The organism is Hymenobacter sp. YIM 151858-1, from assembly GCF_025979705.1.
GTDB lineage: Bacteria > Bacteroidota > Bacteroidia > Cytophagales > Hymenobacteraceae > Solirubrum.
Genome location: NZ_CP110136.1, coordinates 939,085 through 959,690, shown reverse-complemented (window position 1 = coordinate 959,690; position 20,606 = coordinate 939,085). Strand labels below are relative to the sequence as shown.

At 60.5% G+C, this 20,606-nt stretch carries 17 protein-coding genes; 14 read left to right on the top strand and 3 right to left on the bottom strand.

The annotated features are described in order from the left end of the window. Positions 1-3: 3 nt before the first annotated feature. Positions 4-1,986, bottom strand: coding sequence for a putative porin (locus tag OIS50_RS04050; RefSeq protein ID WP_264693047.1), 1,983 nt, complete (start codon positions 1,984-1,986; stop codon positions 4-6). Then, on the bottom strand, positions 1,970-3,046 hold the full coding sequence (lpxK, locus tag OIS50_RS04045; RefSeq protein WP_264693046.1) for a tetraacyldisaccharide 4'-kinase: 1,077 nt from the start codon (positions 3,044-3,046) through the stop codon (positions 1,970-1,972). The genes OIS50_RS04050 and lpxK overlap by 17 nt, the downstream gene beginning before the upstream one ends. Positions 3,047-3,153: 107 nt before the next feature. Here lpxK and OIS50_RS04040 point away from each other — a divergent pair, with 107 nt between their 5' ends. From OIS50_RS04040 to OIS50_RS03980, 13 genes are all read left to right on the top strand, one after another. Beyond that, the gene (locus tag OIS50_RS04040; RefSeq protein WP_264693045.1) at positions 3,154-3,837 is read left to right on the top strand and encodes a uracil-DNA glycosylase family protein; all 684 of its coding nucleotides are present in this window, start codon (positions 3,154-3,156) and stop codon (positions 3,835-3,837) included. Between the two features lie 86 nt (positions 3,838-3,923). Next, positions 3,924-5,027 (top strand): Nif3-like dinuclear metal center hexameric protein, encoded by a 1,104-nt coding sequence (locus OIS50_RS04035; protein ID WP_264693044.1) that lies wholly within the window; start codon positions 3,924-3,926, stop codon positions 5,025-5,027. Then, positions 5,017-5,766: a zinc ribbon domain-containing protein gene (locus OIS50_RS04030; RefSeq protein WP_264693043.1), complete on the top strand. Its 750-nt coding sequence runs from the start codon at positions 5,017-5,019 to the stop codon at positions 5,764-5,766. Before OIS50_RS04035 ends, OIS50_RS04030 begins: the two co-directional genes overlap by 11 nt. Before the next feature lie 138 nt (positions 5,767-5,904). After that, complete coding sequence (locus tag OIS50_RS04025) at positions 5,905-7,416, top strand: tetratricopeptide repeat protein (protein WP_264693042.1); 1,512 nt, start codon at positions 5,905-5,907, stop codon at positions 7,414-7,416. A 15-nt stretch (positions 7,417-7,431) separates the two neighbouring features. After that, complete coding sequence (locus OIS50_RS04020) at positions 7,432-8,700, top strand: anthranilate synthase component I family protein (protein WP_264693041.1); 1,269 nt, start codon at positions 7,432-7,434, stop codon at positions 8,698-8,700. A 223-nt stretch (positions 8,701-8,923) separates the two neighbouring features. Further along, a complete protein-coding gene (miaB, locus tag OIS50_RS04015) occupies positions 8,924-10,363 on the top strand; it encodes a tRNA (N6-isopentenyl adenosine(37)-C2)-methylthiotransferase MiaB (RefSeq protein ID WP_264693040.1) in 1,440 nt (479 codons plus the stop codon). Between the two features lie 197 nt (positions 10,364-10,560). Then, positions 10,561-11,868 (top strand): sigma-54 interaction domain-containing protein, encoded by a 1,308-nt coding sequence (locus tag OIS50_RS04010; protein WP_264693039.1) that lies wholly within the window; start codon positions 10,561-10,563, stop codon positions 11,866-11,868. Continuing rightward, positions 11,855-12,400: an LptE family protein gene (locus OIS50_RS04005; protein ID WP_264693038.1), complete on the top strand. Its 546-nt coding sequence runs from the start codon at positions 11,855-11,857 to the stop codon at positions 12,398-12,400. Before OIS50_RS04010 ends, OIS50_RS04005 begins: the two co-directional genes overlap by 14 nt. A gap of 144 nt (positions 12,401-12,544) precedes the next feature. Then, complete coding sequence (locus OIS50_RS04000; RefSeq protein WP_264693037.1) at positions 12,545-13,987, top strand: hypothetical protein; 1,443 nt, start codon at positions 12,545-12,547, stop codon at positions 13,985-13,987. Further along, entirely contained in the window at positions 13,988-14,389 is a 402-nt protein-coding gene (gene secG, locus OIS50_RS03995) for a preprotein translocase subunit SecG (protein ID WP_264693036.1), read from the top strand. 273 nt (positions 14,390-14,662) lie between these two features. Beyond that, positions 14,663-14,953, top strand: a complete 291-nt coding sequence (gene groES, locus OIS50_RS03990) for a co-chaperone GroES (RefSeq protein WP_119443847.1) — start codon at positions 14,663-14,665, stop codon at positions 14,951-14,953. 36 nt (positions 14,954-14,989) lie between these two features. Next, positions 14,990-16,636: a chaperonin GroEL gene (gene groL, locus OIS50_RS03985; RefSeq protein WP_264693035.1), complete on the top strand. Its 1,647-nt coding sequence runs from the start codon at positions 14,990-14,992 to the stop codon at positions 16,634-16,636. A 170-nt stretch (positions 16,637-16,806) separates the two neighbouring features. Beyond that, complete coding sequence (locus OIS50_RS03980; RefSeq protein WP_264693034.1) at positions 16,807-17,202, top strand: hypothetical protein; 396 nt, start codon at positions 16,807-16,809, stop codon at positions 17,200-17,202. Positions 17,203-17,282: 80 nt separating this feature from the next. On the opposite strand, the gene OIS50_RS03975 is transcribed toward OIS50_RS03980, so the two are convergent. Further along, positions 17,283-18,713, bottom strand: a complete 1,431-nt coding sequence (locus OIS50_RS03975; protein ID WP_264693033.1) for a peptide MFS transporter — start codon at positions 18,711-18,713, stop codon at positions 17,283-17,285. 285 nt (positions 18,714-18,998) lie between these two features. Between OIS50_RS03975 and pckA the strand changes: the two genes are divergently transcribed. Then, positions 18,999-20,600: a phosphoenolpyruvate carboxykinase (ATP) gene (gene pckA / locus OIS50_RS03970; protein ID WP_264693032.1), complete on the top strand. Its 1,602-nt coding sequence runs from the start codon at positions 18,999-19,001 to the stop codon at positions 20,598-20,600. Positions 20,601-20,606 lie beyond the last annotated feature (6 nt).

Below are 20,606 nucleotides of genomic sequence, written 5' to 3'. Positions count from 1 at the left end.
TAATCAATCAAAGAAGTTCCACTTCAGGCCCACCTGAAAGCTACGCGGAATGCCCGTGTAGTAAGGCGTCGGGAAGTAGCCGGCGTTGCCGTCGAGGTTCTGGTTGATGTAGGCCATCTTCAGAAACACCGACACGGTTTTGATGTCGGCCGTCACGAACACATCTACCACCGGGTAGCCGCGCGAGGTGAAGTAGTTCTGCACGAAAAACTGCTGCGTGGCGGGCGAGTAGTCGTAGGGCTTGTAGCTCGACTGGTAGAACGCCTCCACCCCTACCTGGCTGAACAACGCTTTCTGAAACAGGAAGCCCTCGGCCAGAATGCGCGAGTTGCCCACCACCTGCGGAATGCTCAGGCCCTGCTGGTCGCCACCTTCGGTAAAGGTTACGAGATTATCGAGGCGCAGCACGCCGTAGCGCAGCTGGTGGCGCAGCGTGCCAATGAGCAACCGCTGGTTGGCGTTGGCACCGGTCAGCTGTTGCGGAATCAGGTCCTGCCGGTTGCGGGCGGCCGGATCGAGGCCGTAGTACACCAGGCTGTTGATATTGACGAGCCGCCCCGAGGCTTGCACCCGTTGCTGCAAACGAGCCGTGGGGGCTCCGATTCGCTGATCGAACGCGACGGTGAACTGCGTAATGTTGGTGTTGTCGAAGTCGGTAGCCCAGCGGTGGTGGTTGCCCGAATAGCGCTGTTGCGTGAGCGTGGGCGCAAACGACGAGTACAGCAGCTCGCCCGAAAGCGGCCCCAGGCGCAACGAGCCGCGGGCCCAGGCTTCGTCGATAAACTTGTACTCGCCGGCCAGCAGCACCTGAAAGATCTTCCAACGAAAAGCCGCGTTGCCGCCCACAAATATCTGGGTGGTATCGGCTTGCACGGTGGGCACCTTGCGCTCGGGCGCGGGCCGGGCCGTGAGGCTTTCCATGGTGTAGCGGCCAGTGCGCTGGCGGCCGTACACCCGGTACTCCAGCAACTTGGTGCGGCCCAGGAAACCGAACGTGTTTTCGAGCTGGCGGTACAGGCTCACGTCGTCGGTGCGGGCCGAATCGCGCAGGGCTTCGGGGTAAAATAGCAGGCGGCCCTGCTCAAAAGTCAGGCGGTCGTCGGTGTAGCGGTTGTATTGCCGGCTCCAGTCGAACACGTGGAAGGCGGTAAGCCCCCGGCCCACCAGGTTGTAGGTGTGGGCCAGGTGAAACCGGTCGCGGTGGTCTTTGTTGATGGCCTGCGTAAGCCAAACGGTTTCCTGCTCGTAATCAAACAGCTGTTCCAGCGAATCACGCTCGCCCGCCGCGTTGAGGCCCGGACGGATGCCCCCCTGCTCGGCCGCGCGGTGCTTGGCCGTGTAGTAGTTGGTTAGCAGGTGGTAACGGTCGTTTTTGGTTTGGTAGCGGGCAAACACGAGCACGCCCGTGTGCGTTACCTGCCCCTCGCGGGTGCTCACGGCCCCCAGCTGCTTGTTGGCGCTAAACCGCTCGTAGGCAATGCCCAGGTTCACGGCTTTTTTGATGCTGCGGCTGTAGCTGCCCTCAAACACCTGCTCGCCCTGCGCACCCTGCACAAACCGAAAATACGTGTAGGGCGAGCGGGTGTCGTAGTACGGGATGTTGGCCGAGTTGCGGAAGTACTTGTCGAAAGCCGTGCGGCCGTACCGAATGCCGATGTTGGTGTTGGTTTCCCACAACAAGCGCCGCGAAGCGGTGCCCACGTTGCCCAGGTCCTGCTGAAAGGTGCTGTCGTAGTACCAGTTGCGGTTGTTCTGGATGCCGGTGAGCGTAGTATCCAGAACGGAGCCTTCGGGCTGGTTGCGCAGCAGGTTTTCCTCGCGCACCACCAAGGTGGTGCGCGGCCCGTACAGCACCCGCGTCGAGTCGTCGACAACCTGGGCGCGGCTTACGAGCGGCAACAGCAATAGCAGCCACAGCAATAGCCGGCTAGCGCGGCCGAGCCGCAGGGTTTGGCAAAGGGCAGAAACGTCAGGAGGCAACGACACGGGGCGTAAGCTGGGGCGGCGCGAGCATGGCTTGCAGGCGCTGAGCGCCATCGGCCAGGAATGCTACGCGAATAGGAACGTAGAATAACGGCAAAGATGCCACGATGGTACGTAATGCCGGCTCGCGCAGGCGCGCAGCATCTTTTTCGGTGGTGATGATAACTGCCGCGGGCGGCAGTGCAGCGGCCAGCGCCTGCAACTCGGCGGCGTTAAACGCGTGGTGGTCGGCAAATTGGTGGTGCGCCAGCACAGCGTGCCCGCGCCGGCGCAACTCGCTCAGCAGCGGCTCGGGCTGGGCAATGCCCGTGAGCACCACCACCGGCTGCCCGGGCTGCACCGCACCTAGGGCGGCTGCGGTGGGCAGCACCGCCGTTGGCTGGCCGTAGCTGTACGTTGAAAACAGCACCGGCACGCCGGGCCGGGCGTAGCGCCGCACCTGCGCCACGGCGGCTTGCTGCTCGTGCGCGGGCCACTCGGGCGGGCATTTGGTGATGATGACGACATCGGCGCGGCGGGCCCCCAGGCGGCTTTCGCGCAGGCGGCCGGCGGGCAGCACGTGGTCAGTCCAAAAAGGGCGCGCCTGCTCGGTAAGCAGGATGTTGAGGCTCGGGCGCACGCGGCGGTGCTGGTAAGCATCGTCGAGCACCACCGCAGTCACCTTGGGTAGCTGCTGGGCAATTTCGGCTAGGCCATGGCGGCGGTCTTCATCCACCACCACCGGTACCTGCTGCCCAAACGCATGAAAGTGCTGCCAGGGCTCGTCGCCGATGGTTGCGGCCGTATCGGTGCTGCTGGCCAGCCTGAAACCCTTGGTACGCCTTCCGTAGCCCCTGCTCAGGATGGCCGGTTGGTGACCGGCGGCCAACAGTTGCTCGATTACCCAAGCCACGTGGGGCGTTTTGCCGGTGCCGCCTACGCGCAGGTTGCCCACGTTGATGAGCGGCACCCCGGCAGCGGTGCTTTCCCAGCGGCCGGTATCGTAAAACCAGTTGCGCACGGCCGCTACACCGGCGTACAGCCAGCTAAACGGGAGCAGCAACAAAGTCAGAAGGCCGGACATGGTAGTGGAACAACGGCGAGCAGCGCCTTGGGTAATGCGGGCGGCAAAAATACGCGAAATGCCGGCGGGGCGTCCGCCCTGGGTTGCGTTGCGTATGGATTTCGTTGATGACGACGCCCAACACCTTCGGCTCCCGCCTGGCGGCTTTCCTGACCGGCTTTCCGGCGGCTCCCCCTCTGCCCGGCGGGGTGGCGGCCCACCACCCCTACCAAACGCCACCGGCCGCTGAGCTGCTGCTGCGTTTTGGGCAGCGCTATTATGCTGATAACCAACCCCGGGTTGCGCTGCTGGGCATCAACCCCGGGCGCTTTGGGGCCGGCACTACCGGCGTAGCCTTCACCGACCCCGCCGCGCTGCAGCACCATTGCGGCATTGCCAACACCCTGCCCCACCGGGCTGAACTGTCGAGCCAGTTTGTGTACCAATTAGTTGTTGCCTTGGGTGGTGCCTCGGAATTCTACCGCCACTTCTACCTAGGGTCGCTGTACCCGCTGGTGCTGCTGCGCGAGGGCAAAAACTACAACTACTACGATGCGCCTGCGCTTACCCAAGCCCTGTGGCCACAGATGCAGTACGCCCTTCGGCAGCAAGCCGACCTAGGGCTGCGCCGCGACGTAGCCATTAGCCTGGGCCGGCGCAACGGCGAGTACTTTCAAAAACTAAACCACGAGCTGGGGCTGTTCGGGCGCGTGCTGGTGTTCGATCATCCGCGCTACCTGATGCAATACAAACGCCGCGCGGTGCCCGAATTTGTAGCCCGGTACGCCGCTGAACTGGCTGGCTTGCTTTAATATTTCCCGCAGAGGCCGCAGCGTTCAACGTCTTCTGCGCAAAAACCCCTGCGCCTTCTGCGGGCAAAAAACCAGAACTTCGCCCCATGTCCGTTACCGTTCACGACCTCACCCGCGCCCTCGAAGCCTGGGCGCCGCTGCCTTATCAGGAAAGCTACGACAACGCCGGCCTGCAGTGCGGCGACCCGCAGATGCTGGTAAACGGCGTGCTCATCGCCCTCGATTGCACGCCGGGCATCATCGACGAGGCCGTGCGCCGGGGCTGCAACGTAGTGGTGGTCCATCACCCGGTTATTTTTCAGCCCTTAAAGCGCCTTACCGGCAGCACCGAAGTGGAGCGCACCATTATGCGCGCCTTGCGCCTCGATGTAGCCGTGTACGCCGCCCACACCAACCTCGACAACGTGTGCCACGGCGTGAGCCGCAAGCTGGGCGAAAAGCTGGGCCTGCAAAACCTGCGCGTGCTCGACCCCAAAGCCGGCTTGCTGGCCAAGCTGATTACCTACGTGCCCGCCACGCACACCGAGGCCGTGCTGCAGGCCCTGTACGCTGCGGGAGCGGGCCAAATCGGCGACTACAAGGATTGCAGCTTCCGCCTGGAGGGTACCGGCACCTTCACGCCCGGCCCCGGCACCCGCCCCTTCGACGGCACCGTGGGCCAGCCGCAAACCGCTCCCGAGCAGCGCATTGAGGTGCTGCTGCCCCTGCACCTGCAAACCAAAGCCCTAGGTGCCTTGCGCCAGGCCCACCCCTACGAGGAGGTAGCCTACGAAGTAATAAAGCTCGAAAACCTGAATCAGGAAGTCGGTTCGGGCATGGTAGGCGAACTGCCCGAGCCACTCGCGGCCAAGGACTTTTTGCGCCTGCTGCGCGAGCAGCTGCACGTGCCCGTGGTTAAGCACACCGAGTACCACTCGTTAATCCGCAAAGTGGCCTTGTGCGGCGGTGCCGGTTCCTTTCTGACGAAGAAAGCCGTGGCAGCCGGGGCCGATGCCTATGTAACCGGCGACATCAAATACCACGAGTTTTTTGCCCCCGAAGGCCGCCTCATGCTCTGCGACGTTGGCCACTACGAAAGCGAGCAGTATACTAGCGAACTGTTTCGGGAATTGCTTACGGAAAAATTTGCGCGTACTTTTGCGGTCTTGTTAGCAGAGACCCCCACGAACCCTGTTCGCTATGATTTCTAACTCCGCTTCGGATATCACCGTAGCCAGCAAACTGGAAGCCCTTCTGAACCTCCAGCGCATCGATTCGCAACTCGATGAGATTCGGCGCGTGCGCGGCGACCTGCCCGAAGAAGTTCGCGACCTGGAAGATGAAATTGCCGGTTACGAGGTGCGCGTGGCCAAATTCGACGAAGAAGTTGCTGCCCTCAACGAGCAGATCAAAGCCCGCAAGCAAGCCGCCAAGGATGCCGAAGTGCTGATTCGCCGCTACGAAGACCAGCAACAGAACGTACGCAACAACCGCGAGTACGAGGCTATTGCCAAGGAAATCGAACTGCAGAAGCTGGAAATCCAGATTTCGGAAAAGAAGGTTCGCGAAGCCCAGTACCAAATCGACCAGAAGAACGTCGAAATCGGCGGCACCAAGCAGCGCCTCGAAGAGCGCCGCAAGGACCTGGTAAACAAGCAAGCCGAACTGCAGGTAATCGTAGGCGAAAGCGAGGCCGATGAGCAAAAGCTCATGACCGAGCGCGAAACCGCCTCGCAGCCCGTAGAGGACCGCTTGCTGTCGGCTTACAGCCGCATCCGCGGCAACGCCCGCAACGGTTTGGCCGTGGTTATGGTGAAGCGCGACGCTTGTGGCGGCTGCTTCAACACTGTACCGCCCCAGCGCCAGGCCGACATCATTGCCCACAAAAAAATCATCGTGTGCGAGCACTGCGGCCGTATTCTGGCCGACGTTGAAAGCCGCAACGCCTAGGTTTTTTCTGCGTTTTGAGAAAAAGGAACGACACTGCGTCGTTCCTTTTTTATTAGTGTGATGCTGATCGGTACCACGGCGGGCGAGAGTTTGCGCAGGCATGCACTGGTTGTGCTATGTCTGCTGGCATGCGCCGTTGTGTTCGGCGCACCGGCCCTAGGTAGTCCCTACGCCCCAACAGCTCAGCAGCCAGCCGACAGCGCGGTACCAAAAGGCGAAGCCTCACCAGCCGCCACAGCAACCAGCCCCGATCAGCTTACGGCCACCAGCCGGCGCGCCTACGCCGAGCTGCTGAAGCTGCGCACCCCAACGGCCCGCGCCATCATCAAAAGCGAGCTGCGCCAGCAGCCCCGCAGCCCCGGCGCATTGTTGGTCGATGAGGCCATCAGCTTTACGGAGCTAGCGGTTAGCCAGGATGCCGGCCGCTACGATGCCCTGATAACGGCCCAAAACCGCTGCCTCGAAACCCTGGAGCAGCTGCCGCGCTCGGCCCTGCGCGATTATGCCCGCGCCGAAGTGCGCCTGCACCAGGCCGCTGCGCAGATTATGTTCGAGCACGAACTGCAGGGCGCCTGGAGCCTGCGGCAAGCCTACCTGCAGGTGCAGCAAAACGCCAAACGCTGGCCCCACCACCTGCCCACCCAAAAAACCATGGGTTTGTGCCAGTTCCTTATCGGCTCGGTGCCCGAGGGCTACCGGTGGTTTCTGAATTTGCTGGGTTTGCCTGGCAACACCGCCGCCGGCTTGCGGCACCTGGGCAATGCCGCCCGGCAACCCAATGATTTTCAGACGGAAGCCGAGGTATTGCTGGGCCTTATCCGGCAAACCTACTACGGCGCCGACGACGAAGCCGCAGCGCTGACGGCCCGCCTGGTGCGCGCCCAGCCCGACAACCTCTTGTTCAGCTACCTGGTTATGTCGGTGCAGAAAAAGCTGCACCACGCCGACCAGGCTTTGGCCGCGTACCGCGCCCGCCCGGCTGGCAATGCGTACCTGCCCGTGCCTTATCTGCACCACATGGCCGCCGACTTGCTTTTGTACCAAGGGAATTATGCGGCTTCAGTGCAGGCCAATCAGCAGTTTGTGAGTACGTACCGCGGCGTACACTACCGCAAAGACGCCTGGTTTAAAATGTACCTGGCCCATTGGCTTAGCGGCAACGCACCGGCAGCCGAGCAGTGCCGCAAGCAAATCAGCGGAACCGGCGAAACCGTGGTGGAAGAAGACCGGTACGCCCAGCGCTTCGTCGACGACCGAACGCCCTTAAACCCGCTGCTCACCAAGGCCCGGCTGCAGCTCGATGGCGGCTACTACCGCCCGGCATTGGCAACCCTAGGTGCTTTTCGGGCAACGCCGGCCACGCCGCTGCGCGACCGGCTGGAGGAACCGTACCGCCGGGCGCGCGCCTACCACGGCCTGGGCCAACTCGATTCAGCCCGCTTGTTTTACACGCGTACCATTGCGCTGAGCGGCACGGCCCCCTACTATTTTGCTCCGCAGGCCGCCCTGCAAATGGGCTACTTGTGCCAGCAGGCCGGGCAGGCTGCGCAAGCCAAGGCATACTTTCAGAAGGCCTTGAGCTACCACAAGCACGAGTACAAAACCAGCACCGACGCCAAGGCAAAAGTTGCCCTGGCCAGTACGAAATAGTCTGCCTTTGCCTGCATGGTAGCCCGTAGCCTCTCTCCTGCCAAAGCGTTGCGCTGGGGCGCGCTGCACCCGTATTGCGCCTACTTTGTGCCGGCCGCCGACAGCCCTTGCCCCGGTGGCCCGTTTGCGCACGTGCTGGCCGTGGGCACCGAGGAGGCTCCGGCAGTTGGCTCGCTGGCCGAACTGGACGCCTGGCTGCAGCTACCGGCCTCCGAAGCGCCGAGCTGCGGCCTGCTTTCCTACGACCTGAAGAACGACATCGAGCCCCTGCTGCGCAGCCAGCACCCCGATGGCCTGCAGTGGCCCACGCTGCATTTCTTTCGCCCCGCCAAGTGGGTACGCTGGCACCCCGATGGCACCGTTGAGCTGCACGGCCTGACCCCAGCCGACCTGGAAGATATTGAGCAACAAACGGATGCGCTGGCTCCTGCTGCCAGCGTGCCGCCCCTCCTTCCACGTCTTGGCAAGGCCGACTACCTAGGGGCAGTAGAAGCCGTGCGCGAGGACATCCTCAACGGCGAGGTGTACGAGCTGAACCTGTGCCAGGAGTTTTACGCCGAAGGGGTTGCCCTTGCGCCCGTCGATACGTTTCTGCGGCTGCAGCAGGCCTCGCCCACCCCATTTGCAGGCTTCTACAAATGGCACCACCGTCATCTGCTATGTGCTTCGCCCGAACGCTTTTTGCGGCGCGAAGGCGAAACGCTGCTTTCGCAACCCATCAAAGGCACCATCCGGCGCGGGCCCACGCCCGAGGCCGACGCCGCCAATCGGCAGCAATTACTTAACGACGAGAAGGAACGGGCCGAAAACCTGATGATTGTGGACCTGGTGCGCAACGACCTGGCCCGCGTGAGCCAGTCCGGCAGCGTACAGGTGCCCGAGTTGTTTGGCCTGTATCCTTTTCGGCACGTCTGGCAGATGATTTCGACCGTGCAAAGCCAGCAGCAACCCGGCACTACCCTGGCCCAGGTGCTCGGGGCCACCTTCCCGATGGGCTCCATGACGGGCGCCCCCAAAATGCGGGCCATGCAGCTGATTGAGCAATACGAGCGGGCCCGCCGCGGCCTTTACAGCGGCAGCATCGGGTACGTGTGGCCCAACGGCGACTTCGATTTCAACGTGGTAATCCGTTCGCTGCAATACCGCTCCGATACAGGCTACCTCAGCTTTCAGGTAGGCTCGGCCATCACCTACGACTCGCATTCGGAACGCGAATACGAGGAGTGCCTGTTGAAAGCCCGCGCCCTGCTGGATGTGTTGGGCACTTCGATTAAGGAAGAATAAGGCAAGGCGAGAGAAGAATTCGGGTCGGCCCAATTGCTGGCCCCGTTGCTCTTAGCCGACATCCGCGTGCCTAGGGCGCCGCAGCACCACAAAGCAGGGCGCTTGCCGTGAATTTGGTCTCCGCCTACTCTACCATTTGTTGCTTTATTACTTGCTCTGCCAAACTGTCATTTTTGCTGGGTAAGACGTACCTTTGCCCTCCTTCAGTTGATTTTTCGAGGCCATGTCTCAACCCATTCTTACGCTTGATTTCCTGGATAAGGCCGCTGCTCCGGCCGCCGAGCAACTGCCCGCCGACGTGCGCGTGAGCGAACCAACGCACACGGGCCGCCAGCGCCGCTTGTACATCGAGAGCTACGGTTGCCAGATGAATTATTCCGATTCCGAAATCGTGTCGAGCATCCTCTACGATGAGGGTTTCGATACGACCAGCGAGTTATCGGAGGCCGATTTGGTGCTGCTGAACACCTGCTCTATCCGCGAGAAGGCCGAAATCACGGTTCGTCAGCGCCTTAAGGAAATCAACGCGCACAAGCGCCGACGCCCCGGTTTGCTGGTAGGCGTACTGGGCTGCATGGCCGAGCGCCTGAAAAGCAAATTCCTGGAAGAGGAGCAAATCGTGGACCTGGTAGTAGGCCCTGATGCCTACCGCGACCTGCCCCGCCTCATTAAAGAGGTGGATGGTGGCCAGCGTGCCGTGAACGTGCTGCTGAGCCGCGACGAAACCTACGCCGACATTACACCGGTGCGCCTGAACTCGAACGGCATCACGGCTTTCATCAGCATCATGCGCGGCTGCGATAATATGTGCTCGTTCTGCGTGGTGCCCTTCACCCGTGGTCGTGAGCGCAGCCGCGACGCGCACAGCATCGTTCAGGAGGCGCAGGACCTTTTCAACAAGGGCTTTAAGGAGGTAACGCTACTGGGCCAGAACGTAGACAGTTACAAGTGGCAATCGGAGGACGGCACGGAGTTCGTAAACTTCGCCGGGCTGCTCGAGCGCGTGGCCCTGGTAAGCCCCGAGCTGCGCGTGCGTTTCTCCACCTCGCACCCCAAAGACATTACCGACGAGGTGCTCCACACCATGGCCAAGCACGACAACGTGTGCAACTACATTCACCTGCCAGCCCAGAGCGGTAACTCGCGCGTGCTCAAGCTGATGAACCGCACCTACGACCGCGAGTGGTACCTCGACCGCGTGGCCGCCATCCGCCGCATCCTGGGGGTTGACTGCGGCATCAGCACCGACATGATTGCCGGCTTCTGCACCGAAACCGAGGAGGAGCACCAGGAAACCCTAAGCCTGATGGACCACGTGCAGTACGACATGGCTTACATGTTCTTCTACTCCGAGCGCCCCGGTACCCTCGCCGCCCGCAAGCTGGAAGACGACGTTCCGCTGGAGGTAAAGAAGCGCCGCCTCGCCGAAATCATTGCCCGGCAACAGCAGCACTCGCATATCCGCAGCCAAATGGCCGTAGGCAAAGTGCACCGTGTGCTGGTAGAAGGCGTTTCGAAGCGCAGCGCCGAGCACCTAAGCGGCCGCAACGACCAGAACAAGGTGGTCATCTTCCCCCGCAAGCACTACAAGCAGGGCGACTACGTGAACGTGTTCGTGAAGGAGTGCACCAGCACGACGCTTCTTGGCGAATCGGTGGAGTAAAAACCATCTGTCATCCTGAGGCGCAGCCGAAGGACCTTATCACGAGAGATAGTAACTACCTACCCTAGGTTGTTCCAGCGTAATAAGGTCCTTCGGCTGCGCCTCAGGATGACAAAGTGTTTTCATGGCCTGCATTCCTGCGGGACGTAAAATATTTGGCGCCGCTTTTCGTCTACAACACGAAAACTAACTTCGATTTGACCCCTTCCGAAATACAATCCATTAAGCAACGCTTCGGCATTATTGGCAACGCCCCGACGCTCAACCACGCCATTCAGGTAGCGGCCCAGGTGGCGCCTACCGATATGACCGTGCTCATTACCGGCGAGAGTGGCTCGGGCAAGGAGTCGTTTTCGAAGATTATTCACGCCCTGTCGCCGCGTAAGCACGGGCAGTTTATCGCCGTGAACTGCGGCGCCATTCCGGAAGGCACCATCGATTCGGAGCTGTTTGGGCACGAAAAAGGCTCGTTTACGGGCGCTACCGAGGCCCGCAAGGGTTACTTCGAAGTAACCAATGGCGGCACCATCTTCCTCGATGAGATAGGCGAGATGCCCCTGGGTACGCAGGCCCGCCTGCTGCGCGTGCTTGAAAACGGGGAGTTTATTCGGGTGGGCTCCAGCAAGGTGCAGAAAACCGACGTGCGCGTGGTGGCCGCTACCAACGTGAACCTGCTGAACGCAGTGAGCGAAGGCCGCTTCCGTGAAGACCTGTACTACCGCCTGAACACCGTACCCATTACGGTACCGCCGCTGCGCGAGCGGGGCGACGATATCTACCTACTGTTCCGGAAGTTCGCCACCGATTTTGCCGAGCGCTACCGCGTGAAGCCCATTGCCTTGCTCCCCGATGCGGTGCAGGAGCTGCAGCGCTTCCGCTTTCCCGGCAACATCCGCCAACTAAAGAACATAGCCGAGCAGATGTCGGTGCTGGAGATGGACCGCGAAGTGGATGCCCGCCGCCTGCGGCAGTACCTGCCGCAGGAGCAAACCTCCAACCTGCCGATGCTCCTAGGTGCCACGGCCGATGGCACGGCCCCGCAGGGCGTATCGGAGCGCGAGCTGCTGTACAAGGTGCTCTTCGACATGCGCCGCGACATGACCGACCTAAAGCGCTTGGTGCTCGAAATGGCGGCCGGCTCGGCCCGCGGCGACGCCGGACAGGCACAGGAGCTGGTTCGTCAGAACAGCCACTTGTTCACTAACCTCAGCGTGGCTCCTTACGAAGGCGGCACGCGCCTAGGTCGCCCGGCCGCCGAGCCCAGCGAGTCGTTCATCATCAACGCCCAACCCGCCGCCGATTTTGATGAAGAAGATGACATTCAGCGTGTTGAGGATATACCCCACGAAACCGAGGAAGAGAGTTTGTCGCTCGAGGCCAAGGAAAAGGAAATGATTATTAAAGCGTTGAAGAAGCACCACAACAAGCGCAAGTACGCCGCTCAGGACCTAGGCATTTCGGAACGCACCCTGTACCGCAAACTCAAGCAGTATGATCTGGAATAAGCTGGCTGGTATCCGACACCTAGGCTTTGTAGTAGCAATACTGCTTTGCCTGCTGCCCCTGGCGGGCTGCGGCGTGTACTCGTTTACCGGCACCAACATCGACCCGTCGGTGAAGACCTTTTCGGTGGGCACGCTGCAGAACAACGCCGCCAACGGCCCCTCCTTCCTGTCGCAGCGCCTTACCGAAGACTTCAAGGACTATTTCCAGCGCAACACCACGCTCAAACTTGTGCCGCGCGATGGCGACCTGCAGTTTGAGGGCCAGGTAGTTGCCTACGATTTTGCGCCGGCCGCTATTCAGAGCACCGATGGGCAAGATCGGGCGGGCATCAACCGACTGACCATTCAGGTGCGCGTCAAGTTTACCAACACCAAAGACCCCAAACAGGACTTTGAGCAAACGTTTCAGAGCAACGCCGACTTTGCCGCTACTGAAAACGTGAACACCATCGTGAACGACCCCACGGCCAACCGCCGCATTACCGACCGCATCATCACCGATGTGTTCAACAAGTCGGTTGCCAACTGGTAGCTGCCGCCGCCGGGCGTGCTTTACTGCCTAAATTGCTGTATTGTTGTGGTTCGGATAATTAGACCGGGCATCGGCCTGCCGATACTTGGCTAATCACCTCCCTGATCAGTAGCCGCTTACCTACTCCGCACCTAGCCTCACCCAATGAACCGCGCCTCGCTGCTGCACATTCTGGACAATGTAACCGGCATTACTGAAGCCGAAGTTCGAGAGTTGGAGCAGTTGGCCACGGCTTTTCCGTACTGCCAAACGGCGCACCTGCTGTTGGCCAAAGCCGCCCACGACCGGGGCAGCATGCTGGCTGGCCAACGCCTTCGCCGTGCTGCCACCTACGCCGCCGACCGCGAATTGCTGCGTTTGCTGATTGAAACGCCGGCTGCTACTGCCTTAGCTCCTTCTGCGCCGGTGCCTCAGGCAAGCGGACTGGCAGCAGCGCCAATTGACAACCAAGAAGTTGAGGCCGCCGCTTTCGAAGATTCTGCTGACTCGCAGCTGGCTTCATTTGAAGACGTTTCCGTTGGTGTTAGGCAAGAAGCCCCGGAAGCAGCCCTACAACAAATTACTGATGTAGAAGCAGCTCCCACGGAACCCCTGGGTTCTGCAAATGAGCTTGTTGCGGAAGAAAGGACGGAAGTTCAGACAGGGGGTGCAAGTCTGAACGAAGCAGCCCTAGGTGCTCCCGCGGAACTGACAACCGAGGAGCCCACCTCCACCAGCGAGGAAGCCCAGCCCGCAGAAGAAGCGGTGGTTATCGACCAAGCCACCGATACATCAATCGAAGAGCCCAGTGTAACGGCAGAGCTTTTTGATCAACCGGCTGAGCCCGAACCGGAGCCAGCTGCTGTCGCCGAAGCTGTTGAGGCATCGCAGCCCGAAGTTGAGCCTGCTACTGCTGCGGAAACGACCGGGCACGAAGCACCGGAACCGGACTCAGACCAAGCTAATGCCATTGCGGAAGCACAGCCGGTGCCCGACGAGCTGCCGGCCGTAGCGCCACCCATCAGGCCGCCCGTAGAAGCTGGTAGCTCGCGGTTTGAGTTTGGATTGGCAGAAGCCGCCAAACAATCTCCGCTGTATCAGTTGCCGGGCGTTGATGAAGAAGATGAACCGAAGGCAGCTCCCATCCCACCCTTCCGGGCCGATGAGCACCTAGGATACGCCGTTGCGGGCGGCAGTCGTTTCGGCTATGCGCTTGCCCTGCACGACGCCGAGCTCACTCACGACTTGCCGCTGTCGGACAATTGGCACCCCGATGCCTTGTACCTGGCCCATCTTTCGGCCCACCGGCCGTCGGTAGCGGCTTTGCCTTCGTCGTTGGTGCTGATCGAGCGGTTTTTGCGCAGCCAGCCACGCATCAAAACGGCCACGGCCCGCCCCGCCCTCAGCGAAGAGCCCCAAGCCGATTTATCGGTACGCAGCACCAGCGCGCCCCCCAGCCTGGCCTCGGAAAGCCTGGCCAAAATCATGGTAAAGCAGGGCAAGATTGCCCGCGCCATTGAGATTTACGAGCAGCTGATGCAACGCCAACCCGAAAAAAAGGCGTATTTTGCCGCTCAAATTGACTTACTGAACCAACAGACGGAGTAGATGTACACCGCTATTATCGTACTTGCCCTCATTGTATGCGTGTTGCTGGCCCTGGTGGTGCTGGCCCAAAACTCGAAGGGCGGCGGTTTGGCCGGCGGCTTTTCGGCCGGTGGCACAGCCCAACTGATGGGCGTTAAGCGCACCGGCGACCTGCTGGAGCGCCTGACCTGGGGTTTTGCCATTGCCCTGATTGTGCTGTCGCTGGTTTCGCACATGCAGCTCAGCAACCAGTCGGCGGGCCCGCTGCGCAGCGTAAACCAGCAGAAGGCGCTGGAAGCTCGCCTGCCCGCAGCTCCGCCCACCGCACCGGCAACCCCGGTACCGGGCGCACCCGGCGCAGCAGCGCCGGCCCAACAGACGCCGGCTCCGGCTCAGCAACCTGCTCCGGCCCCTGCCCAATAATTGTTGACCTAGGCCTTTATACCGGCGGCTTTTCGCAGCAGCGAAAAGCCGCCGGTTGTTTTTTACCCGGTTTAGTTGGCTATACTTGCGGCCGCCCAATCTGCCACTACCCTGTCAGGTTTGTCAGGCCGGGCAGCTGCGAGGCGGCAAAAAGTTCCATCCGCCGTTCAATCTGTCAGGTTTTAGCAGGCTGGCACAAGAACTGTTCAGCCGCTGCCGACTCCCTACAAGTCGTTTTTCAATTCATCATACCGTTCAACCAAAACCAGCAGTATGGCTGTTAGCATCAAACCGCTGGCCGACCGAGTGATCATCGCACCGGCCGCCGCCGAAGAAAAAACCAAGTCGGGCATCATCATTCCCGATACGGCCAAAGAGAAGCCGCAGCGCGGCGAAGTGGTGGCCGTAGGCGAAGGCAAAGTGGCCGACAACGGCACCCTCGTTAAGCCGCAGGTATCGGTAGGCGACCAAGTACTGTACGGCAAGTATGCCGGCACCGAGATTACCGTTGATGGTCAGGACTACCTGATCATGCGCGAATCGGACATCCTCGCCATCCTGTAAGTTTCCCCTTTCAGCCCAAAATCGTAGCAAAGCCCTATGGCAGCTAAACTCGTTCAATTCGACATCGAAGGCCGCAACAAGCTGGTGGCCGGCGTAGATAAACTGGCTAACGCCGTTAAAGTAACCCTTGGCCCGAAAGGCCGCAACGTGGTTATCGACAAGAAGTTCGGTGCCCCGAGCATCACCAAGGACGGTGTAACCGTAGCCAAGGAAATCGAGCTGAAGGACCCCATCGAAAACATGGGTGCGCAGCTGGTGAAAGAGGTTGCCTCGAAAACCGCTGACCAAGCCGGCGACGGCACCACCACCGCTACCGTACTGGCCCAGGCCATCTACCGCGCTGGCCTGAAGAACGTGGCCGCTGGTGCCAACCCGATGGACCTGAAGCGTGGCATCGACAAGGCTGTACAAGCTGTTGTAGCTAACCTGAAGCAGCAGTCGAAGAAGATCGAAAACTCTTCGGAAATTGCCCAGGTAGGTACCATCTCGGCTAACAACGACACCGAAATCGGCCAGATGATTGCCAACGCCATGGACAAGGTTGGCAAAGAAGGCGTAATCACGGTGGAAGAAGCGCGCGGCACCGAAACCGAAGTAAAAACGGTTGAAGGCATGCAGTTCGACCGCGGCTACCTGTCGCCGTACTTCGTAACGAACGCCGAGAAGATGGAAGCCGAGCTCGACTCGCCCTTCATCCTGATTTACGACAAGAAAGTAAGCACCATGAAGGAGCTCCTGCCCGTGCTGGAGCAAGTGGTGCAAACCGGCAAGCCCCTGCTGATCATCGCCGAAGACGTTGACGGTGAGGCGCTGGCCACGCTGGTAGTAAATAAGCTGCGTGGCTCGCTGAAAATCGCTGCCGTGAAGGCTCCGGGCTTTGGCGACCGTCGTAAGGCTATGCTGGAAGACATTGCTGCCCTCACTGGCGGCACCGTTATCAGCGAAGAGCGCGGCTACAAGCTCGACAACGCTACCCTCGATTACCTCGGCCAAGCCGAGAAGATCATCGTTGACAAAGACAACACGACCATCGTGAACGGCCGTGGCCGTTCGGAGGACATCCAGGCTCGTGTAGGCCAGATCAAGGCTCAGATCGAAACCACTACCTCGGACTACGACAAGGAGAAGCTGCAAGAGCGTCTGGCCAAGCTGTCGGGCGGTGTGGCTATCCTCTACATCGGTGCTTCGACGGAGGTTGAGATGAAGGAGAAGAAAGACCGCGTGGACGATGCCCTGCACGCTACCCGCGCCGCCGTTGAGGAAGGCGTGGTGCCCGGCGGCGGTGTAGCCCTGGTACGCGCCCTGGATTCGCTGGAAGCCGTTGATACCATCAACAGCGACGAGCGCACGGGTGTAAACATCATCCGCACGGCTCTGGAAGCTCCCCTGCGCACCATCGTGGCCAACGCCGGTGGCGAAGGCTCGGTAGTAGTGCAGAAAGTGCGCGACGGCCAAGGCGACTTCGGCTACAACGCCCGCGAAGACCGCTACGAGAACCTGATGGCTGCTGGTATCCTCGACCCGACCAAGGTTACCCGCCTGGCTCTCGAAAACGCTGCTTCCATCGCCGGCCTGCTGCTGACGACTGAGTGCGTGATTTCGGAAGAAGCCGAAGAAGATAAAGCCGGTGCCGGCGCTGCCGCTGGTATGGGCGGCATGGGTGGCATGGGCGGCATGATGTAATATCAGGCTGTTAGCTGATGGCTTTTAGCTATCAGCCACCAAACAAGAAGCCCCGCTGGCCCTAGGTCGGCGGGGCTTTTTGCTTTGAGGACCTCCAGGCACCTAGGGCGGCACTCTCCTACTACAACGGGCCGCTTTGCGTACACATGCTGGCTCACCGTTCGCTGATCATGCCCGAAGCTCTGCTGTACGCATGCGGCGCATATAACCTGCTGTTTTTAGTGCTGCACGCCACGTTTTGGCGGTTGCTGCGCTGGCGCAAGCAGCTGAAAAAGCTCGACCGCATTAACCGCGGCGTAATGCAGATTATGAACGTGCGGCTGATGTACGTGTTCGTCGTGTTTGCCGCGCTGTGCTTCGGCTTTCCTCACGAACTCGTTTCCACACCCCTAGGTCGGTTTGTGTTGGGCAGCATCGTTGTTTTTTGGCTGGGCCGCCTGATCGAGCAGTTTATATTCCTGCGGGTGAAAAACCGCGTGGTGCACTGGCTTACCATTGGCTTCTTTATCGGTACGGTACTGCACAGCATGCCCCTGCTGCTGGGGCTGCTGGCTGAGCATCCCTGACCTAGGCGCACAAAAAAGCCCCGCCGAAATGCTTCGGCGGGGCTTTTTCCTTCGCTGAGGCCAATGATGAGCGCAGGCAATTAGCCGCGGCCGTGCATCATATGGAACAGCTTTTTGGCAATGGCAATCAGCAGCAAGCCTGCCACGATTACAAAGCCAGCAATCAGGCCAAACACCGTCAGGGCACCCAGCTCTTCCACGTAGGCGGCAATGTAGCCACCGGCAATCTGCGCCACGAACGGAGCCAGGAACCACACGCCCATCAGCATCGAAGTGAGCGACACCGGCGAGAGGCGCGACACCATCGAGAGGCCGATGGGCGACAGGCACAGCTCGCCAATGGTGTGGAAGAAGTAGGTAGCCAACAGCCACAGGATGCTGGCCTTAACGGTTTGGTCTTGCACGTCGCCGCCGCGCTCCATTACGGCGCCAACCATGAACAGGAAGCCCACACCGAGCAGGATCATGCCCAAGCCCATTTTTACGGGGATGCTCAGGTCCTTGCCTTTGCGGCCGAGGCTCAGCCATACACCGGCCACCAGCGGAGCCATCAGTACGATGAAGGCGGGGTTTACCGACTGGAACCACGACGTCGGAATCAGGAAGCCGAACACCTCGCGGTTGATGTACTTATCGGTGTAGAGGGTGAGCGACGAACCAGCCTGCTCGAAGCCGGCCCAGAAGAACACCACAAACAGCGTGATGATAAAGATTACCGCCATGCGGTCGGTTTCTTCCTTCGTCAGCGGGGTTTTCTCAACGGTTTTGTTGTCGGCACCTTTGCCCTCGGGGTACAAGCCCACGTCGCCTAGGTACTTTTTACCCAGGAGGTTAAAGGCCAGCTGGCCCAGGATCATGCCAATACCGGCTGCCAGGAAGCCGTAACGGAAGCCGTAGCTGCTTACCTGCGTAACGCCATCAATCACGGTTTTGGTGGCAAACAGGTCTTCGGCCAGGTAGCCGCACACCAGCGGAGCGAAGAACGCGCCCACGTTGATGCCCATGTAGAAAATCGTGAAGGCAGCATCGCGCTTCGGGTCGCCTTGCTGGTAAAGCTTACCAACGATGGTCGAGATGTTCGGCTTGAAGAAGCCGTTGCCCAGAATCAGCAGCAGCAGACCTAGGGCCGTAGGCCAGGGCATGCCAAAAATGGCCGCCTCCGTCGAAAGCGCCGGCTGCATAAACAAGCACAGCTGCGCAATGGCCATGGTGATACCACCGATGAGGATGGCGCGGCGCTGGCCGATGTACTTATCGGCGATGTAGCCGCCGATAATGGGCGTGAAATACACGAAGCCCGTGAAGTAGCCGTAAATCAGCGTAGCGCTAGCTTCGGAAATGCCCAGGCCGCCCTGCACGGCGGTTTTGGTGAGGTACAGCGTCAGCAAACCACGCATGCCGTAGTAGCTGAACCGTTCCCACATTTCGGTGAAGAACAGCAGATACAGGCCGGGCGGGTGCTTGGAGCTCGTCGGGGTTGGCGGCGGCGCCTGAGCGGTTGCTACTTGCATGAGTGCGTGAGGGAAGAAGGTTGGTGAGGAATGGTAGGGAAAGCAAAAAAGCCCGGCAGCAGCCGTACGGAGCTGGGGGCTTACGGGTAAATCTAAGGAAATTTCCCAACTGCACAGTGCCAACCAGCGTAAAAGCGGCCTTCAGAGGCCGTTGCAGCTAATACGCAGACACAACGCGGGCGCTTCGGATTTTCGCCTATTTTTGCTCCATATTCTCCCATTCCCACCTTCTTTTTACCTTTTTTCTCTGCGTTTATGATGGAAACCTCTGCTTCCACCGCCGCAATGAACCGCCTCCAGCCGCTCGGTATCAGCCAGGCCAAAGAGGTGTGCCTGAACCTTACCCCCGCCGAATTGGTGGAAGAAGCCCTGAAAAACGGCGAAGGCACCCTGACCGACACGGGGGCGCTGATGGCCGACACGGGCAAGTTTACCGGCCGCTCGCCCAAAGACCGTTTTGTGGTGAAGGACGAGAGCACGGCCGACTCGGTGTGGTGGGGCGACATCAACATTCCGTTTGACGCGCAGAAGTTCGATCAGCTGCACGAGAAAATGGTGGCCTACTTGGCCGACAAGAAGATTTACGTGCGCGATGCCTACGCCGGGGCTCACCCCGACTATCAGCTGAAGCTGCGCGTGGTAAACGAGCTGGCTTGGCACAACCTGTTCTGCTACAACATGTTCTTGCGCCCCGAGCAAGGCGCCGACACCAGCTGGGCTCCCGACTTCAGCATTATTTGCGCCCCTGGCTTCGAGGCCGACCCGGCAGTTGACGGCACGCGCCAGAGCAACTTCGCCATCCTCAACTTCTCGAAGAAGATGATCCTGATCGGCGGCACGGGCTACGCTGGCGAGATGAAGAAGGGCATTTTCGGGGTACTGAACTACCTGCTGCCCCACGAGAAGAACACGCTGGCCATGCACTGCTCGGCCAACGTGGGCAAAGAAGGCGACACCGCCATCTTCTTCGGCCTGTCGGGCACGGGCAAAACCACCCTGTCGGCCGACCCGAACCGTGGCCTTATCGGCGACGACGAGCACGGCTGGATGCCCGGCAACGCCGGCATCTTCAACTTTGAGGGCGGCTGCTACGCTAAGGTTATTGACCTGAGCCGCGAGAAAGAGCCCGAAATCTGGGACGCCATCAAGTTCGGCTCGATCGTGGAGAACACGCGCTTTATCCCCGGCACGCACACCGTGGATTACGCCAACAAGTCGGTAACGGAAAACACCCGCACCGCCTACCCCATCCACTACATCAACAACGCGGTAGAGCCCTCGGTGGCCGGCGTTCCGAAGAACATCTTCTTCCTGACGGCCGACGCTTTCGGCGTAATTCCGCCCATCAGCAAGCTCGATAAGTCGCACGCCATGTACCACTTCATGTCGGGCTACACCGCCAAAGTAGCCGGCACCGAGGTGGGCGTAACCGAGCCGCAAACCACGTTCTCGGCTTGCTTCGGCCAGGTATTCCTGCCGCTGCACCCCACCAAATACGCCGAGATGCTGGGCCAGAAAATGGAAGAGCACCCCAACGTGAACGTGTGGCTGGTGAACACCGGCTGGTCGGGTGGTTCGTACGGCGTGGGCTCGCGCATGAAGCTGAGCTACACCCGCGCCATGATTACGGCTGCCCTGAACGGCGAGCTGAACGACGTGGAGTTCGTGAAGCACCCCATCTTCGGCGTAGAGGTGCCCACCTCGGTACCGAACGTGCCCGCCGAAATCCTCGACCCGCGCAACACCTGGTCGGACAAGGAAGCTTACGACAAAACGGCTGCTTCGCTGGCCGAGAAGTTCGTAGCCAACTTCCAGAAGTTCGCCGATTTCGCCAACGAAGAAATACTGGCTGGCGCGCCGAAAGTAGAGGCCGTAGCCAACGCCTAACCCTAG

Coding starts and splice junctions, on each gene's coding strand:
- secG (WP_264693036.1), top strand. CDS start 13,988: ATGTACACCGCTATTATCGTACTTGCCCTCATTGTATGCGTGTTGCTG.
- lpxK (WP_264693046.1), bottom strand. CDS start 3,046: ATGTCCGGCCTTCTGACTTTGTTGCTGCTCCCGTTTAGCTGGCTGTAC.
- OIS50_RS04040 (WP_264693045.1), top strand. CDS start 3,154: ATGACGACGCCCAACACCTTCGGCTCCCGCCTGGCGGCTTTCCTGACC.
- OIS50_RS04030 (WP_264693043.1), top strand. CDS start 5,017: ATGATTTCTAACTCCGCTTCGGATATCACCGTAGCCAGCAAACTGGAA.
- miaB (WP_264693040.1), top strand. CDS start 8,924: ATGTCTCAACCCATTCTTACGCTTGATTTCCTGGATAAGGCCGCTGCT.
- OIS50_RS04020 (WP_264693041.1), top strand. CDS start 7,432: ATGGTAGCCCGTAGCCTCTCTCCTGCCAAAGCGTTGCGCTGGGGCGCG.
- pckA (WP_264693032.1), top strand. CDS start 18,999: ATGAACCGCCTCCAGCCGCTCGGTATCAGCCAGGCCAAAGAGGTGTGC.
- OIS50_RS03975 (WP_264693033.1), bottom strand. CDS start 18,713: ATGCAAGTAGCAACCGCTCAGGCGCCGCCGCCAACCCCGACGAGCTCC.
- OIS50_RS04000 (WP_264693037.1), top strand. CDS start 12,545: ATGAACCGCGCCTCGCTGCTGCACATTCTGGACAATGTAACCGGCATT.
- OIS50_RS03980 (WP_264693034.1), top strand. CDS start 16,807: ATGCCCGAAGCTCTGCTGTACGCATGCGGCGCATATAACCTGCTGTTT.
- OIS50_RS04005 (WP_264693038.1), top strand. CDS start 11,855: ATGATCTGGAATAAGCTGGCTGGTATCCGACACCTAGGCTTTGTAGTA.
- OIS50_RS04035 (WP_264693044.1), top strand. CDS start 3,924: ATGTCCGTTACCGTTCACGACCTCACCCGCGCCCTCGAAGCCTGGGCG.
- groES (WP_119443847.1), top strand. CDS start 14,663: ATGGCTGTTAGCATCAAACCGCTGGCCGACCGAGTGATCATCGCACCG.
- groL (WP_264693035.1), top strand. CDS start 14,990: ATGGCAGCTAAACTCGTTCAATTCGACATCGAAGGCCGCAACAAGCTG.